This window comes from Acidimicrobiales bacterium (assembly GCA_035630295.1).
Lineage (GTDB): Bacteria > Actinomycetota > Acidimicrobiia > Acidimicrobiales > Iamiaceae > Iamia.
Genome location: DASQKY010000032.1, coordinates 35505 through 50865 on the forward strand (window position 1 = coordinate 35505; position 15361 = coordinate 50865).

The 15361-nt window shown below is 79.2% G+C and carries 14 protein-coding genes and 1 riboswitch; of the genes, 8 read left to right on the forward strand and 6 right to left on the reverse strand.

Features of this window, described 5'->3' with window-relative positions; translation table 11 throughout:
- Nucleotides 1–2: 2 nt before the first annotated feature.
- Genes VEW93_08470 through VEW93_08480 form a run of 3 tightly spaced genes read right to left on the reverse strand, consistent with a single transcriptional unit; the run spans nucleotide 3 to nucleotide 4581 of the window.
- A complete protein-coding gene (locus VEW93_08470) occupies nucleotides 3–2354 on the reverse strand; it encodes a DUF3488 and transglutaminase-like domain-containing protein (protein HYI61822.1) in 2352 nt (783 codons plus the stop codon).
- Nucleotides 2351–3571, reverse strand: a complete 1221-nt coding sequence (locus VEW93_08475; protein ID HYI61823.1) for a DUF58 domain-containing protein — start codon at nucleotides 3569–3571, stop codon at nucleotides 2351–2353. The genes VEW93_08470 and VEW93_08475 overlap by 4 nt, the downstream gene beginning before the upstream one ends.
- On the reverse strand, nucleotides 3568–4581 hold the full coding sequence (locus VEW93_08480; protein ID HYI61824.1) for an AAA family ATPase: 1014 nt from the start codon (nucleotides 4579–4581) through the stop codon (nucleotides 3568–3570). Before VEW93_08480 ends, VEW93_08475 begins: the two co-directional genes overlap by 4 nt.
- Nucleotides 4582–4669: 88 nt before the next feature.
- On the opposite strand from VEW93_08480, the gene VEW93_08485 reads away from it, so the two are divergent.
- On the forward strand, nucleotides 4670–5560 hold the full coding sequence (locus tag VEW93_08485; GenBank protein ID HYI61825.1) for an ROK family protein: 891 nt from the start codon (nucleotides 4670–4672) through the stop codon (nucleotides 5558–5560).
- Between the two features lie 9 nt (nucleotides 5561–5569).
- Nucleotides 5570–5821: a hypothetical protein gene (locus VEW93_08490; GenBank protein HYI61826.1), complete on the forward strand. Its 252-nt coding sequence runs from the start codon at nucleotides 5570–5572 to the stop codon at nucleotides 5819–5821.
- Here the strand turns inward: VEW93_08490 and VEW93_08495 are convergent.
- Genes VEW93_08495 through VEW93_08505 form a run of 3 tightly spaced genes read right to left on the reverse strand, consistent with a single transcriptional unit; the run spans nucleotide 5775 to nucleotide 9294 of the window.
- Nucleotides 5775–6626 (reverse strand): ECF transporter S component, encoded by an 852-nt coding sequence (locus tag VEW93_08495; protein HYI61827.1) that lies wholly within the window; start codon nucleotides 6624–6626, stop codon nucleotides 5775–5777. The two genes, VEW93_08490 and VEW93_08495, sit on opposite strands and share 47 nt — an antisense overlap.
- On the reverse strand, nucleotides 6623–8227 hold the full coding sequence (locus tag VEW93_08500) for an ATP-binding cassette domain-containing protein (protein ID HYI61828.1): 1605 nt from the start codon (nucleotides 8225–8227) through the stop codon (nucleotides 6623–6625). Before VEW93_08500 ends, VEW93_08495 begins: the two co-directional genes overlap by 4 nt.
- Nucleotides 8224–9294 carry a hypothetical protein gene (locus VEW93_08505; GenBank protein HYI61829.1) on the reverse strand — a complete coding sequence of 357 codons (1071 nt, stop codon included), beginning with the start codon at nucleotides 9292–9294 and terminating at the stop codon, nucleotides 8224–8226. The genes VEW93_08500 and VEW93_08505 overlap by 4 nt, the downstream gene beginning before the upstream one ends.
- A 125-nt stretch (nucleotides 9295–9419) precedes the next feature.
- A riboswitch (cobalamin riboswitch) is annotated at nucleotides 9420–9491 on the forward strand.
- A gap of 96 nt (nucleotides 9492–9587) precedes the next feature.
- On the opposite strand from VEW93_08505, the gene VEW93_08510 reads away from it, so the two are divergent.
- The 6 genes from VEW93_08510 (at nucleotide 9588) to VEW93_08535 (ending at nucleotide 15359) form a co-directional block, all read left to right on the forward strand.
- Nucleotides 9588–11303, forward strand: a complete 1716-nt coding sequence (locus VEW93_08510; GenBank protein HYI61830.1) for a DUF4214 domain-containing protein — start codon at nucleotides 9588–9590, stop codon at nucleotides 11301–11303.
- Nucleotides 11304–11352: 49 nt separating this feature from the next.
- Nucleotides 11353–12366, forward strand: coding sequence for a hypothetical protein (locus tag VEW93_08515; GenBank protein HYI61831.1), 1014 nt, complete (start codon nucleotides 11353–11355; stop codon nucleotides 12364–12366).
- Nucleotides 12367–12410: 44 nt separating this feature from the next.
- Nucleotides 12411–12905 (forward strand): HNH endonuclease, encoded by a 495-nt coding sequence (locus VEW93_08520; GenBank protein ID HYI61832.1) that lies wholly within the window; start codon nucleotides 12411–12413, stop codon nucleotides 12903–12905.
- On the forward strand, nucleotides 12902–14002 hold the full coding sequence (locus VEW93_08525) for an enolase C-terminal domain-like protein (protein HYI61833.1): 1101 nt from the start codon (nucleotides 12902–12904) through the stop codon (nucleotides 14000–14002). Before VEW93_08520 ends, VEW93_08525 begins: the two co-directional genes overlap by 4 nt.
- Entirely contained in the window at nucleotides 13999–14688 is a 690-nt protein-coding gene (locus tag VEW93_08530; protein HYI61834.1) for a hypothetical protein, read from the forward strand. The genes VEW93_08525 and VEW93_08530 overlap by 4 nt, the downstream gene beginning before the upstream one ends.
- Nucleotides 14689–14822: 134 nt before the next feature.
- On the forward strand, nucleotides 14823–15359 hold the full coding sequence (locus VEW93_08535; GenBank protein HYI61835.1) for a hypothetical protein: 537 nt from the start codon (nucleotides 14823–14825) through the stop codon (nucleotides 15357–15359).
- Nucleotides 15360–15361 lie beyond the last annotated feature (2 nt).

Here is a 15361-nt window from a genome sequence, read left to right on the forward strand (position 1 = left end):
GCTCACCGGGCCCGCATGGCGGGCCGGGGGTCGACCAGCGCTCGCAGGCGCGCCCGCCAGCCCTGACGTCGGCGGGCCTCGTCGCCGACCTGGCGGGCCAGGCCCTGGGCCTCGGTCACCAGGGCCGGGTCGCCGGCGGCGCCGGCCGGGGACCAGGTGGCCCGGGTGACCAGGTCGGCCAGGCGGGCCAGGTCGGGGGCGGCCGGGCCGACCACCGCCGCCGTCCGCCGCGCGTACTCGGTGTCGGTCTCGGCCGGCGCCCGCGGCCCCACCATGGGGGCGGTGGCGTCGACGGCGTCGACGGCGTCGGCCCACGCGGCCCGGACCCGGGCCGGCACGCCGGGGGCCCGTCGCCGGCGCCGGCGACGGGCGGCCCGCAGCGCGGCCAGGACCAGCACGTCGAGCACGACCACCCCGGCCACCACCGCCACCGTGCTGGCCGTCACCGCCGCCGGGCCGGCGTCGAGGACTTCGGTCACCACCGCGGCCGGGCCGGAGCCGTCGTCCCCGTCGGGGGGCTCCGGAGGCCCCGGGGGCGGGACGGCGTCGGCCTCCAGGCGGGGGCGGGCGGTGGAGGGGACGGTCCCCAGCCGGGGGTCGGTCGAGCCCGCCCCGGGGCCGCCGGTGGCCCCGGGGGCGGTGGTCGTCGTGGTCGACGGGCCGTCCCCCTCGTCCTGGGCCGGGCGGACGCCGGTGTAGGCGTCGGTCCCGGGCTGGCCCCGACCCGGCGTGGGCTCGAAGGGCACCCAGCCGGCGCCCGGGATGAAGACCTCGGGCCAGGCGTGGGCGTTGCGGCCCCGCACCGTGAACGTGGTGCCGGCCTGGTCGGCCTGGCCGGGGGTGAAGCCCACCGCCACCCGGGCCGGCAGGCCCAGGCTGCGGGCCATGGCCGCGAAGGTGCCGGCGAACTGCTCGCAGTAGCCCCGCCCGGCGGCCAGGAAGGCCTCGATGGCGGTGCCGTCGTGGCCGCCGCCCACCCCGGCCAGGTCGTAGGTGAACTCGGAGCGGAACCAGTCCTGCAGGGCCCGGGCCAGGGCGTAGGGGGTGGGGGGGACGCCGGCGGTGACCCGGCGGGCCGTGGCCGCCACCTCGGGGGCCAGGCCCGGGGGGAGCTGCGTGGCCTCGGCCAGCTCGTCGGGCAGGGGATCGGGCAGCGGGGCCCGCAGGTCGGCCGGCGTGAAGCGGGGGACCCGGGAGCGGACCGTGTAGCGGGCCCGGTCGCTGTCGGGCAGGTCGCCCTGCACGATCAGCGTGGCCAGCGACCCGTTCCAGCGCAGGTCGATGCTGGAGGACTCCATGTCCACCGGGGTCAGCGCAGCCGGGGCCCAGATCGTCCCCAGGTCGCGGATGGTGAAGGCCTGCACCAGGTCCTCGGTGGCGGCCTCGGGGGGGTGGGTGGGCAGGGTGCCGTCGGCCTTGGAGAAGTCCTCGCTCCGCAGCGACCAGACCTCGCCGTCGAAGCGGTCGAGCGAGGTCAGCCGCCAGTACGCCGGACGCTCGGCCCGGACCTGGAAGACGACGGTGTTGCTCTGCTCGACCAGGCGCGACCGGATGTCCACCAAGGGGCTGATGGTGGTGCGGGTGGAGGTCGGGTCGCCGTCGCGCCAGTCGACCAGGGCGTCGCTGCGGGCCCCGGGCAGGTGAGGCGCGGCCACGCCGGCCACCGACGCCGCCACCAGCGCCACCGCGGCGCCGGCCCGGGCCAGGGCCGCTCCTCCGACCGCGGCCCGGCCCGCCACCCAGGTGTCGTCGGTGACGGCCCGGGCCGTGCGCTGGGCCAGGGCGAAGCCGAGGGTGGTGGCGGCCAGGGCGGCGGCCGCCGGCACGCTCCCCGGCCCGCGGCCCAGGAGGGCGGTGAACACGAACAGGGCGCCGGCCGGCAGCACCGCCTCGGCCGTGGCCCGGAGGCGGAAGGCGGCCCAGTCCGAGAGGCTGACCGCCACCCAGATGGCCACGGTGGCGGCCAGCAGGAAGCCGCGGCTGGAGGGGGCCGGGGCCTTGACGTCGCCGAAGAGGTCCCAGGCCCGGCCCAGGTCGTCGCCCGCCCGGGCCAGGGTGGTCCCGGTGGGCAGGCCGGCCAGGGACACGTGGGGGTAGAGGACCACCGACACCTGGAGGACCAGGGCGGACAGGGCCAGGCCGGTGGTGGCCAGGGCCCCGAGGCCGCGCCGGCGGGTCGCGGCGCTGATGGCGTGGGCGGCCACGGCGGCCACGGCCAGGGGCAGCACGGCGCCGTCGTCGGAGAACAGCCGGGTGAAGCCGGCCACCGCCACCAGGGTCACCAGGGCCAGGAGGACCTCGGCCGGGACCAGGGTCCGGCCCCGGGTCCGGGCCTGGCCGCCGGCCGGCCTCACCGGGTCCCCGTCCCGGCCGGCCAGCGCCGCCGCCCGCCGGCCACGGCCTCGCCCCAGGCCGAGGCGAACGACCGGTCGGGGGGCACGTCGATGACCGAGACCCCGGCCGTGCGGCGCCCCCCGGCGGGCGGGGCCCCGCCCGCCGCCGCCCCGGCGGGGAACCGGACGACGGTCAGGGCGCCGGGGCGGCCCCGGCCCCGGCCCCGGGCCCGCCCGGGCAGGGCCGGCACCGACGCGCCGGGCACGTCGCCGACCACGGCGGCCACCGAGTCCGAGCCGTCGCCCAGGTGGGCCAGCACGTCGGCCAGGTCCGAGGCCGGGCCGTGGGCCGTGACGGCCAGGGCCTCCAGCAGCCCGTCGAACGAGGCCTGGCCGGCCACCCAGCCGGTGTCGCGGCCGTCGGTGGTCAGCAGCCGCACCATGTCCCCCGCCTGCCAGTGGGCGGCGGCGATGCTGGCCGCGGCCGAGACCATGCGCTCGAAGCACTCGGCGCCGGACCGGTCCCGGTGGACGTCGAGGACCACGGTGAGGCGGCCCTGGTGGGGCTCGTCGTCCACCCGGACCACCAGGTCGTCGGTGCGGGCGCTCATGGGCCAGTGGACCCGGCGCAGGTCGTCGCCCACCACGTAGGCCCGGAGGGCGTGGAACTCGTCGCCGGAGCGCCCGGCGCCCGGCCGGCCCTCGTGCCCGGAGAGCGGCTCCGAGCCGGCGGGGCGGGGGAGCGGCGGGACGGGGTCGATGTGGGGCAGGACGACCAGGCGGACCCGGTCGGCGGCCAGCCGGGTCCGGCGGGCCAGGCCCAGGGGGTCGGTGACCTCGACGGCCAGGGGCCCGACCGACACCTCGCCCCGCCGGCGGGTGGGCAGCCGATAAGCGGCCCGGGTGGCCGTCCCGGCCGGCAGGGGGGCCAGGCGCAGGCGGGCCCCGACGCGGTCGCCGATGGGGTCGTCGAGGGTGAGCACCGGGGTGGCCCGGGGCCCGTCGGCCGTCACCTCCAGCTCCACCCGGGCCGGCGTGCCCACGTGCACCCGCGGGGGCCGGACCATGCGGCGGATGGTGATGCCGGGGTCGACCACCGCGGTCCGGACAGCGGCCGCGGCCACGGCCAGGGCTCCGGAGCCGGCCAGCACGTGCAGCTCCACCAGGCCCAGGACCCGGCCGGCGGCGGCCAGGGCCGCCGCTCCCGCCAGGGTGGCCCAGCCCGCCCGGGTGATCACCGCTCGCGCCGGGCCTGGGCCGAGGTCGGGACGGGCACCCGGTCCAGCAGGTCGTCGACCACGTGGGACCGGGAGGTGCCGGCCAGGGCCGCCTCGGGGGCCAGGATCAGCCGGTGGGCCACGGTGGGGACGGCCAGGGCCTTGATGTCGTCGGGGACCACGAAGTCGCGGCCCACCGCCGCGGCCCGGGCCTGGGCCACCCGCTGGAGGCTGAGGGTGGCCCGGGGCGACATGCCCAGGTCCAGGCGGGTGTGGGCCCGGCTGGCCGCGGCCAGCTCCACCAAGTAGTGCTGGAGGGCGGGGGCGATGTGGACCCGCCGGGTGGCGGCGGCCATGGCCACCACCTCGGCCGCGGTGACCACGGGCCGCAGGTGGGGCAGCACGTCGACGGCGCCGTCGCTGGCCAGCACGGCCACCTCGGCGTCGGCCGCCGGGTAGCCCATCGACACCCGGAGCAGGAAGCGGTCGAGCTGGCTGTCCGGCAGCGGGTAGGCCCCCTCGTGCTCGGCCGGGTTCTGGGTGGCCAGGACCAGGAACGGCGGCTCCAGGCCGTAGGTGGTGCCAGCCACGGTGACCTGGCTCTCGGCCATGGCCTCCAGCAGGGCCGACTGGGTCTTGGGTGAGGCCCGATTGATCTCGTCGGCCAGGACGATGTTGGCGAACACCGGCCCGGGCCGGAAGTCGAAGCTGGCCGTCCGTCGGTCGTACACGGTGACGCCCACCACGTCGGAGGGGAGGAGGTCCGGGGTGAACTGGATGCGCCCGAAGGTCCCGTCGACCGACGCGGCCAGGGCCTTGGCCATGCTGGTCTTGCCCACCCCCGGGACGTCCTCGACCAGCACGTGGCCGCCGGCCAGGAGGGCCAGCAGCACCAGCTCGATGGCGTCGGACTTGCCGTGGATCACGGTGGCGACGTTGGCGACCACGGCCCGGTAGCGATCGGCCACCTCGACGGTGGTGAGCGCTCCGTCAGGGTGACGGGGGGTGTCGATCGGCGTCGGGTCGGCCACGTGCCCTCCTCGTAGGGGTCGGCGTCAGGGTAGAGGCTGGGGCGGCCGCCGCCGGGAGCGGGGAGGGCCCGCGCCTACCGTGGGCCCGGTGACCGAGCCGAGCGTCCTGGCTGTCGACGTGGGGGGGACCAAGCTGGCCGCCGGCCTGGTCGACCGGCGGGGCCGCCTCACCCGCCGGGCCGCGGTGGCCACCCCGCCCGGCACCGACGGCGAGGCCCTCTTCGCCACCCTCACCGCCCTGGTGGAGGAGGTGGCGGCCGGCGCCGGCCCCCTGGCCGCGGTGGGGGTCGGGTGCGGCGGGCCCATGGTCGGGGCACCGTCGGCCACCGGCACCGTCTCCCCCCTGAACATCCCGGCCTGGCGGGGCTTCCCCCTGGCCGCCCGGCTGGCCGAGCGGACCGGCCTGCCCACCGCGGTCGACAACGACGCCAAGGCCCTGGCCCTGGGCGAGGGGTGGGTGGGGGCGGCCGCCGGCTCCGGCCACCACCTGGCCATGGTGGTCTCGACCGGCGTGGGGGGCGGCATCGTCCTCGACGGCCGGCTCCTCGACGGCGCCGACGGCAACGCCGGCCACATCGGGCACGTCATCGTCGAGCCCGAGGGCCGGACCTGCGCCTGCGGGGCCCGGGGCTGCCTGGAGGCCGAGGCCTCGGGCACCGCCATCCGGGCCGCCACCGGCCGCCCCCCGGCCGAGGCGCCCCCCGAGGTGCGGGCCCGCACCGGGCTCCTGGTGGGCCGAGCCGTGGCCTCGGTGGCCAACCTCCTCGACCTGCGCCTGGCCTGCGTGGCCGGCTCGGTCGCCCTGGGCTACGGCGAGGTGTTCCTGGCCGCGGCCCGGGCCGAGGTGGCCCGCTCGGCCCGCCTGGCCTTCAGCCGGGGCACCGAGGTCCGCTTCGGCGCCCTGGGCGACGCCGGCCCCCTGGTGGGCGCGGGCGCGGTGGGCTGGCGCGGGGTCGAGGGCGCGCCGCCCCCGCCCTAGGCTGGCCCCGTGCCCCCGCCCCCGGAGCCCACCCGCCGGGTGGTGGGCGCCGTGGCCCGCCGTCCCTGGCTGTGGGCGGCGGCGGCCGGCGCCGTGGCCCGCCACGCCCCCCGACGCTGGTGGCGGGGCCCCCGGGCGGCGGCGCCGTGGCTGCGGTTCCGACTGGAGACGGCCTACGGGGCCGAGCGGGCCCGCCCCGCGGCCGGCGACCTGGTCACGTGGCTGCGGTGGTGCCGGGCCTGGCCCCGAGCCCGGCGCTGACCGGGTCGTCGCCGGCCCGGGGGTCGTCGAGCACGGTCACCGGGTCGAGGCGGTGGGCGAAGCGCCGCAGCGACCGCAGCACCGGCCGGCCCAGCACGGCCACGGCCACCACGTTGGCGGTGGCGCCGGCCGCGTCCCAGGCCAGCGACGTGGCCACGTAGAACGACCAGTAGTGTTCGAGGGTGTCGCCCAGGCCCAGGCCGGGACGCCACTGGAGGGGCCCGTCGCCCGGGGTCAGGGGCCACGACCACAGGTTGATGATCGCCCCGTAGGCGAAGCCGGCCAGCCACGACACCGCGGCCAGCACCGCCACCTCCACCGCCGGGGGCAGGCGGCGGGTGAGGCGGCCCACGGCCCCGGTGCCCGCCGCCAGCCAGGCCAGCACCAGCATCTGGAACGGCAGCCACGGGCCGATCCCCCCGGTGATCACCGCGCTCAGGGCCATGGAGAAGAGGCCCAGGAGGAAGCCGAACCGGGGCCCGAAGGCGGCCGCGGCCAGCAGGACCAGGAAGAAGATGCCGCTCCCGCCCCCGGGCAGGTCGAGCAGGCGCAGCAGGCCGCCCATGGCCGAGAGCACCCCCAGCAGGGCCACATCGGCCCCGGCCATGGTCCCGGCCCGGAGCTCGACCATGACCGCGGTGACGGCCAGGGCTCCCACCACGCCGGCCAGCAGCGGGGCGTCGGAGGCGTGGGCGGTGGCCAGCGGGGCGTCGGCCGGCAGCCAGAACGGGTAGAGGAAGGCGCCCAGCCCGACCACGCTGGCCGCGCCGTACGAGGCCCGGACGGCCAGCAGCGGGCGGGTCACGGGCGCCCCCCCGGAGCGGCCGCCGCGGCCAGGGTGGCCTCGACCTCGGCCACGGTCAGGTGGGGGGGCAGGACCCGGAGCACCTGGGGGGCGAACAGCGAACCGGCGAGCACGTCGCGGGCCGGCCCGTCGGCCACCACCTCGCCCCCGCCCAGGACCACGGCTCGGGTGGCGCAGCGGGCGGCCAGCTCGACGTCGTGAGTGGCCACCACCACGGTGCCCCCGGCGGCGGCGTGGCCGGTGACGGCCCGCTCCAGGGCGGCCCGGGAGGCGGCGTCGATGCCCCGGGTGGGCTCGTCGAGGAGGAGCACCTCGGCCCCGCCGGCGGCCACCGCGGCCACCGCCACCCGCTGGCGCTCGCCGGTGGAGAGGCTGCGGGGGTGCCGGTCGGCCAGCCCGGCCAGCCCCAGCCGGTCCAGCCAGGCGTCGACGCCGTCGGGCGGGCGGCGCAGCAGGCGGGTGGTCTCGGCCACCTCGGCCCGCACCGTCGCCGCGAACAGCAGGCTGCTCGGGTCCTGGGGCACCAGCGCCACCCGGCCCGACCGCTCGACGGTCCCGGCCCCGGGGGCGGCCAGGCCGGCCAGGGCCCGCAGCAGCGTGGTCTTGCCGGCCCCGTTGCGGCCCAGCAGGGCCACCACCTCGCCGGCCCGCAGCTCCAGGTCCACCCCGGCCAGCACGGGGGGGTGGCCGGCGTGGCCCACGGCCAGGCCCCGGGCCCGCAGCCGGACCGGGCCCGGGGCGGGGGCCGCCACCGAGCCCGGGCCGGTGGGGGCCCGCTCGGCCACCGGCGCCGGGAGCGGGGTGTCGCGGGCCCGCCGCCGGGCGTCGCGCACGGTCAGGGGCACCGGGTCCCAGCCCAGGAGCCGGCCCAGGTGGGCCACGGGCGGGGCCCCCGGGTGGTCGGCCAGCACCGCACCGGGCGCCCCCTGGGCGGTGATCCGGCCGTCGGCCACCACCACCGCCCGGTCGGCCATGGGCCCGGCCCGCTCCAGCCGGTGCTCGGCCATGACCACGGTGGTGCCCAGGTCGTCGGCCAGCCGGGCCACCGCGGCCAGGACGTCGTCGGCGCCCTGGGGGTCGAGCATGGAGGTGGGCTCGTCCAGGACCAGCACGGCGGGGGCGGCGGCCAGGGCCCCGGCCACCGCGCTGCGCTGGCGCTCGCCCCCCGAGAGGGTGGACGGGGACCGGTGCCGCAGGGCGGCGATGCCCACCGCGTCGAGCACCTCCTCGACCCGCCGTCGCATCTCGGCCTCGGGCATGCCCAGGTTCTCCAGCACGAAGGCCACGTCGTGCTCGACCTCGTCCACCACCACGTGGGCCTCGGGGTCCTGGTGCACGAAGCCCACGGTGCCGGCCAGGTCCCGGGGCCGGGCCGCGGTCACGTCGCGCCCGCTGACCACGACCCGGCCCCGGAACCGGCCCCCGCTGGCCCGGGGGACCAGGCGGTTCACCGTCCGCAGCAGGGTGCTCTTGCCCGAGCCGCTGTCGCCCACCACCACCACCACCTCGCCCCCGGCCACGGCCAGGTCGATCCCGGCCAGCACCGGCGGCCCGTCGGGGTAGGCGAACCCGACGCCCTCCCAGGCCACGTCGCCGGTCATCGGGGCGGGGACCCGGGGGTGGGGCTGCGGACCAGGGCCGGCGCGGCCAGGCCGAGCAGGGCGGCGGCGGGCAGCAGCGGGAGGCCGGGAGCCCGGAACGGCAGCACCGCCGGGTCCCAGGCCAGGTCGACACCGGCGGCGCTGCAGGCCCCCAGCACCACCGGCACGGCCAGCACAGCGGCGCTCACCGCGGCGTCCAGCCGGCGCAGGGGGCGCCGCCGGTAGCGGGTGGGGGCGGAGCGGCCGCTGGCCACCACCGCGGCGACCAGGGCCACCACCCCGCCCCCGGCCAGGGCCGCGGCCACCGTCGGGGCCCGGCCCACCAGGGCCACCACCGAGCCCCCCAGGCCCAGCAGGGCCAGGCCGCCGAGCAGGGCGGTGGCCCGGTCCGAGGCCGTGGCCCGGGTCCGCCCGTAGCCCCGGGAGTCCATCGACTCGGCCAAGCGGACGGCCCGTTCCAGGCCCGTCTCCAGCACAGGCAGGGCCAGGCGGACGGCCCGCCCCCGCCGGACGCGGGCCCCGCCGGTGCGGGCCCGGTCGGCGTCGCGGGCGGCGGCCGCGGCCTCCAGCGTGGAGGGCACGAAGGCCAGGGCCACGGTGAGGACCAGGCCCGGCTCGTGGAAGGCCCGGGGGGCCACGGCCAGCAGCTCGTGGTGCGAGGCCACGGCGTTGAAGGCCCCGAACCCGGCGATGATCCCGACCACCAGGAGGCTGTCGATGGCGGTCTGGAGCACCACCGCCTCGGACACCACGCCCCCCACCGAGAAGCCCCCCAGGGCGGTGGGCAGCGTGAGCCGGGGCAGGTGGACCAGCCCGCCCTGGGCGCCGGTGGCCAGCGGCGTGGTCAGGCCGATGAGCACCACCCGGAGGGCGCCGAAGGCCACGGCCACGGTGACCAGCACCGGGAAGGCCCGGGCCAGGGAGCCGGGCCGGCGGTGGGCCTCGACCACGACCCACACCGTGGCCAGCACGATGGCCACCAGCAGCGGGTTGGGGGCCAGCTGTAGCGAGACGGTGACGGCGATGGCCCACACGAGCCAGGTGACGGAGTGGAGGGGGCTGGTCACGTGCCACCTCCTGCGGTCTTTGACCGGAGCGGACCCCGTGCGTACGGTACGCAGCCAGCAGAGGTCGGCCGCAACCCGGATGTTGCGGTCGGTCGAGACCCGGGACCAGACAACCCGGGGCGACGGGGGAAGTCCGGTGAGAGTCCGGCGCTGACCCGCAGCTGTAAGCGGTCCTCGGACCGTGAGCCAGGAGACCCGCCCTGCCGCCGGACACCCCGTCCGGGCCTGTTCCCGGCCGCACCCGCGGCCCGACCGCCCCTCGTGGAACGTGGGGGCACAGGAGGTTCCCGCGCATGCGCACCCGTCTCTTGGCGACGGCCGGCTTGACCGCCACCCTCGCCCTTCCCTCCCTCCTCGGCCCGCTCGGCGCCGGGGCCGCCCCGACGGCCCCCCGCCCCCGGGCCAGCGACGCAGTCGAGGCCGCGGTGGCCTGGCTGGAGACCCAGCAGCAGGCCGACGGGGGCTTCGACGGCGCCGGGTTCCCCGGCTTCGAGACCCCTGACGTCGTGCTGGCCCTGGCCGCCGCCGGCCAGAGCGGGCCGGGGTGGAGCGAGGCCGAGGCCCTGGCCGCGGTCCAGGCCGTGGCCACCCCCGGGGGCCTCGACGCCCTCGACGCCCTCGACGACCTGGTCGACACGCCGACGTCGCCGACCCAGGCGGCCAAGGTCATCGCCCTCGACGTGGTGCCCCTGGGCCTCGACACCGGCGACTTCGACCCCTCGGGCGACAGCGCCGCCCCCGTCGACCTCCTGGCCCTGGTGCGCTCGGGGGCCGGCGACGGCTCGTACCCGAACCTGGCCTTCAACGGGCAGGTCTACGTGGCCTGGGCCCTGGCCACGCTGGGCGAGCCGGTCCCGGCCCCCCTCCTGGCCCTCATCGACGGGGCCCAGCAGGCCAACGGCAGCTTCGACTACTCGGGCCTGCCCGGGGGGAGCGACATCGATCCCGACCTGACGGCGTCGGTGATCATGGCCCTGACCCTGGCCGGCCGGCCCGCCACCGACCCGACCGTGCGCGGCGCCGTCCTGGCCCTGGGCCGGGCCCAGGGGTGGAACGGCGAGTGGGCCTCGCCCTTCGACGACGGCAACCCCAACTCCACGGCCCAGGCCATGCTGGCCGCGGTCACCCTGGGCTCCGATCCGGAGACGCCGTGCTGGCGGGACCGGGCCGACGGCCGCTTCACCGGCGTGCGCTACCGGTCGCCCTCGGTCTCGCTCCTGCGTCGCCAGGCCGGCGACGGCTCCGTCGCCAGCCCCAGCGACGGCCCCAGCCGCAACACCTTCGGCACCGCCCAGACCGTCCAGGCCCTGGTGGCCGCGGAGGGGCCCTGGCCCTACGCCGGCGCCGGCTGCTCGACCGCCAGCCCCGGGGACAGTCGCCGCCTGGTCAACGCCCACTACGTGGACCTGCTGGGCCGCTTCAGCGACCAGGCCGGGGCCCAGTTCTGGGTCGGGCTCCTCGATGCCGGGATCGACCCCGCCCGGGTGTCCCAGCGCCTCACCGGCACGCCGGAGTACGGCCGCCGGGTGGTCGACGAGATGTACCGGGCCTACCTGGACCGCCCCGCCTCGCCGGCCGAGCGGGCCGCCGGGGCGCCGGGCGTCCTGGCCGGCCGGCGCCTGGACCGGGCCGCCGCCATCCTGGGCAGCCAGGAGTACTACGAGGGCGCGGTCGAGGACCCGACGCCCCCCTCCGCCGCGGCCTGGGTCTCGGCCCTCTACCGCGACGTGCTGGGCCGCACCGGCGACGACGGGGCGTTGGCCTGGCTGCGCGGCCAGCTCGAGGCCGGCCGGAGCCGGGCCGCGGTGGCCCGCACCTTGCTGCGCACCGACGAGGCCCTGGGCGTCATGGTCGACGGGTTCTACCGGGACCTGCTGCGCCGCCGCAGCGATCCGAGCGGCCGCGCCTTCTGGGTGCGCCTCTTCCAGCGGGGCCGCAGCCCCGAGGCCCTGGTGCTGCTCATCGCCGGCTCGGCCGAGTACGTGGCCGCCACCCGGGCCCCCGCCTGACATGGCCTGCCGGTCCCGGTCCCGCTCCGGCCGCACGGTCGCGGCCACGGTGGCCGTCGCCGTGGTGCTGGCCGGCCTGGTGTCGGGGCCCCCGTCCCCCGCCGGGGCGCAGGACCCACAGCCCCGGGCCGCCACCTGCACCACCGCCGAGGGCGAGGTGTCCGTGGGCCAGGTGCTGGTGGTGGTGTCCTTCCCGGGGGGCCGGGTGGCGCGCTGCGCCGCCGCCGGCGGGTCGGGCATCGACGTGCTCCAGCGAGCCGGCTTCGGCGCCGTCCTCTCCGGCTACGGCACGGTGGGGGGGCAGGCCGCGGTGTGCGCCATCACCGACCCCTCCTCCGGCCAGCAGGTCGGCTGCCAGACCGGGCCGAGGTGCCTGACCTGCGCGTCCCCCGACTCCTGGACCTACTACCGGTGCTGGCAGTACTCCACGGTGGGCGCCGGCTCCACCGTCCCCCCGGGCGGCTCGATCGAGGCCTGGCACTTCGGCCACAGCCGCACCTGGCCCGGGGCCCGCCCGGCGGCGTGCGACAGCGACGGCGACGACACCCTGCCCACCCCACCGCCTCCCCCTCCGCCCCCGCCCGGGGGCGGCTCCGGGGCGACCGGCGGCGGCGGGGGCGGTGGTGCCGGCGGGACCGGTGGCGTCGGCGGGACCGGCGGGCCGGCGACCGGCGGGACCGGCGGGGGAGGGCCCCCCTCCGGCCCGGGCGGCACCGGTGCCGACGACCCGATCGACCCCTCCGCCCCCGGCTCGCCGGGGGCCACCGCCCCCCGGCCCGGCGGTCCCGGGGCCTCGTCGTCCTCCTCGACCACCGCCGCGGGGTCCTCGACCACCGCGGCGGAGGGCGAGGGGTCGGGCCGCGGCCCGGCCGACCCCGAGGACGAGGCGGCGGGCGACGCCATCGCCGCCTCGTCGCCCCTCCCCGGCCCGGGCTCCGGCGACGACGGTGGCTCCGGTGGCGGCGCGGTGCTGCCCCTGGTCCTGACCGGGGTGGCGGTGGCCGTGCTGGGCGCCGTGGCCCTCCGGCTCCGGCGCCGGCGCGGCGGGGCCGTCGCCCCCTGAACCCGAGCGGCGGGCCGCTCCCGGCGGGGGTAGCGTCGCCGCCCATGATCCGGGCGCTGGTGCTGAACGTCACCTACGAGCCCCTGAGCGTCGTGGCCGGGCGGCGGGCCGCCCTGCTGGTCCTGGCCGAGCGGGCCGAGCTGGTCCACGAGAGCGACGAGGTGCTCCACTCGGCCCGCCTGGTCCTGCCGGTGCCGTCGGTGGTCCGCCTCCGCACGCTGGTGCGGGTGCCCTACCAGCGGACCATCCCCCTCAGCCGCCGGGGGGTGCTGGCCCGCGACGGCCACGCCTGCCAGTACTGCGGGTCCCGGGCCGAGACCATCGACCACGTCATGCCCCGGAGCCGGGGCGGCACCCACACCTGGGAGAACGTGGTGGCCGCCTGCCGGCCCTGCAACCTCCGCAAGGGCAGCCGCCTGCTGGCCGACACCACCCTGCGCCTGGCCGCCCTGCCCGGCCCGCCCCGCCGCAGCGCCTGGGTCACAGTGGCGGCCGGTCCCGTCCCCCCGCTGTGGGAGCCGTACCTCCAGGCCGCATGAGCGGCACCGGGCCGCCCCCCGTGGCCGTGACCCTGCACCGCGTGCGCCTCCCGTTGCGGGCGCCCCACGTCGCCGCCCACGGGCGGGAGGACGGGCGCGAGGTGGTCCTGGTGGGCGTCACCGACGACGACGGGGTGGTGGGGTGGGGCGAGTGCCCGGCCCTGTCGGTGCCCGGCTACGCCCCGGAGTGGATCGACGGGGCGTGGTGGGTGCTGAGCCGGCTGCTGGGCCCCGCCGTCCTGGCCGGGCGGGGCGCGGACGGGGTGCCCGGCCATCCCATGGCCAGCGGGGCGGTCCGTGACGCCCTGCTGGACCTGCGGCTCCGGCAGGCGGGGGAGGGGCCGGCGTCCGCCCTCGGGCCCCTGGCCCCCACGGTGGCCTTCGGCGTCGCCGTGGGCCTGGACGACGACCCCGACCGGGTGGCCGCCGCCGCCGCCGGGGCGGTGGCCGCCGGGGCCTCGCTGGTGGTGGTGAAGGTCCGGCCCGGGTGGGCGGCGGTGCCCCTGGCCGCGGCCCGCGACGCCGCCCCCGGCGTGGCCGTGGCCGTGGACGCCAACGGCAGCTTCACCGAGGACGACATCGACGAGCTCCGGGCCCTGGACCGGCTGGGGCCGGCCTTCGTCGAGCAACCCCTCCCCGCCGAGGACCTGGTCGGGTCGGCCCGCCTGTCCCGGGCCCTCGACGCGCCGGTGGCCCTGGACGAGGCCGTGACCGGCCCGGGCGCCCTGGAGGCGGCCGTGGCCCTGGGGGCGGGGGCCATCCTGACCGTGAAGCCGGCCCGGGCCGGCGGCGTGGAGGCGGCGGCCGCCCTGGTGGTCCGGGCCGCGGCCGCGGGGTGGGGCGTCCACGCCGGCGGGATGCTGGAGAGCGGTGTGGGCCGGGCCGCGGCCCGGGCCGTGGCCGCCCTGCCGGCGGTGGCCGGCCCCGCCCTCCTGGGCTCGACCCACCTGCTGTTCACCGCGGACGTGGTGGCCCCGGCCCCCGGCCCGGCCCCACGCGGCCGGGTGGCGGTGCACCCCGGGCCCGGGCTGGTCCCGGCGCCCGACCCCGAGCGCCTGGCGGAGCTCGCGGTGGCCACCTGGCACCGGTCCCGGTGATCCCCGACACCCCCCGGGGGTGGCGGGTCGAGCACCGGCTGGCGCCGGCCGGCACCCTTCACGCCGCCGAGGTCGAGGCCGGGGGCGGTCGCCGGCTGTGGGTCCAGGAGGCCACGGGCCCGGCGCTGGTGCTGGGGAGCACCCAGCCGGCGGCGACGGTGGACACGAGGGCGGCCGCGGCGGCCGGGGTGGACGTGGTCCGGCGGCGCAGCGGGGGAGGGGCGGTGCTGGTGGAGCCCGGTGGGGTGGTGTGGGTCGACGTGGTGGTGCCGCCCCAGGACCCCCTGTGGGACGACGACGTGGGGCGGGCGGCCCAGTGGGTGGGCGAGGCCTGGGCCCGGGCCCTGGCCGCGGTGGGCGCCGGGGAGGGCCGGGTGCACCGGGGGGCCCTGGTGGCCACGCCGTGGTCGCGGCTGGCCTGCTTCGGGGGCCTGGGTCCCGGTGAGGTGACGGTGGGGGGGCGCAAGGTGGTGGGCGTGGCCCAGCGCCGGACCCGGGCCGGCGCCCGCTTCCAGTGCGCCGCCCTGCTGCGCTGGGCTCCGGCCGACCTGGTGGCCCTCCTGGCCCTGGCCCCGGCCGAGCGCGAGGCCGCGGCCGCCGACCTGGAGGGCCGGGCCGCGCCGGTCACGGCTCCCGGCGAGGCCCTGCTGGCCGCCTTCGCCGCCGCCCTCCCGCCCGCCCCTTGACAGCGAGGACGAACATGTGTTTCCCTGGCGGCTGCCCACAATTGACCACTAAGGGGAAGGAAATCCCTGATCTAAGCCATGAAGTGGGTTGACCGCCCACAGTGGGGGGCGTAGGGTCGGCGCCCATGGGGCTGATGACCGACACGGGTGCCGAGGAGGGGGACGTCGCGGCCGCGCCGGTCGACACGGCGCTGCGCCTGTGCGGGCGCTACACGAACGGCATCGACAGCAAGTCCCGGGTGGTCATGCCGGCCCCGTTCCGCGCCGCCTTCGCCGCCGGGGGCTACCTCACGCCGTGGCGGGGGACGTGCCTGGCCGCCATGGGCCCCGGGGAGTTCGACCGCTACCGGGCCCACACCGCCCGCCAGCTGGCCGACCGGGGCGAGCCCGACATCGACGGCGTCCTCCGCACCCTCTGGAGCTCCACGGCCGAGATCCGCCTCGACATCCAGGGCCGCCTCGTCCTCCCCGAGGAGGTGCGGTCCCAGGTCGGCATCACCGACGAGGTCCGCTTCGTCGGCCACGGCCGGCGCGTGGAGCTGTGGCCGGCGGTGGTGACCCCCGACGAGCTGGACGAGCGGGCCGACCACCTGGCCACCCTCACCGCGGTGCAGGGCACCTACCTGCCGGACCTCGACCACCCGGACCCCCGGCCGGACCTGGGGCTCTGAGA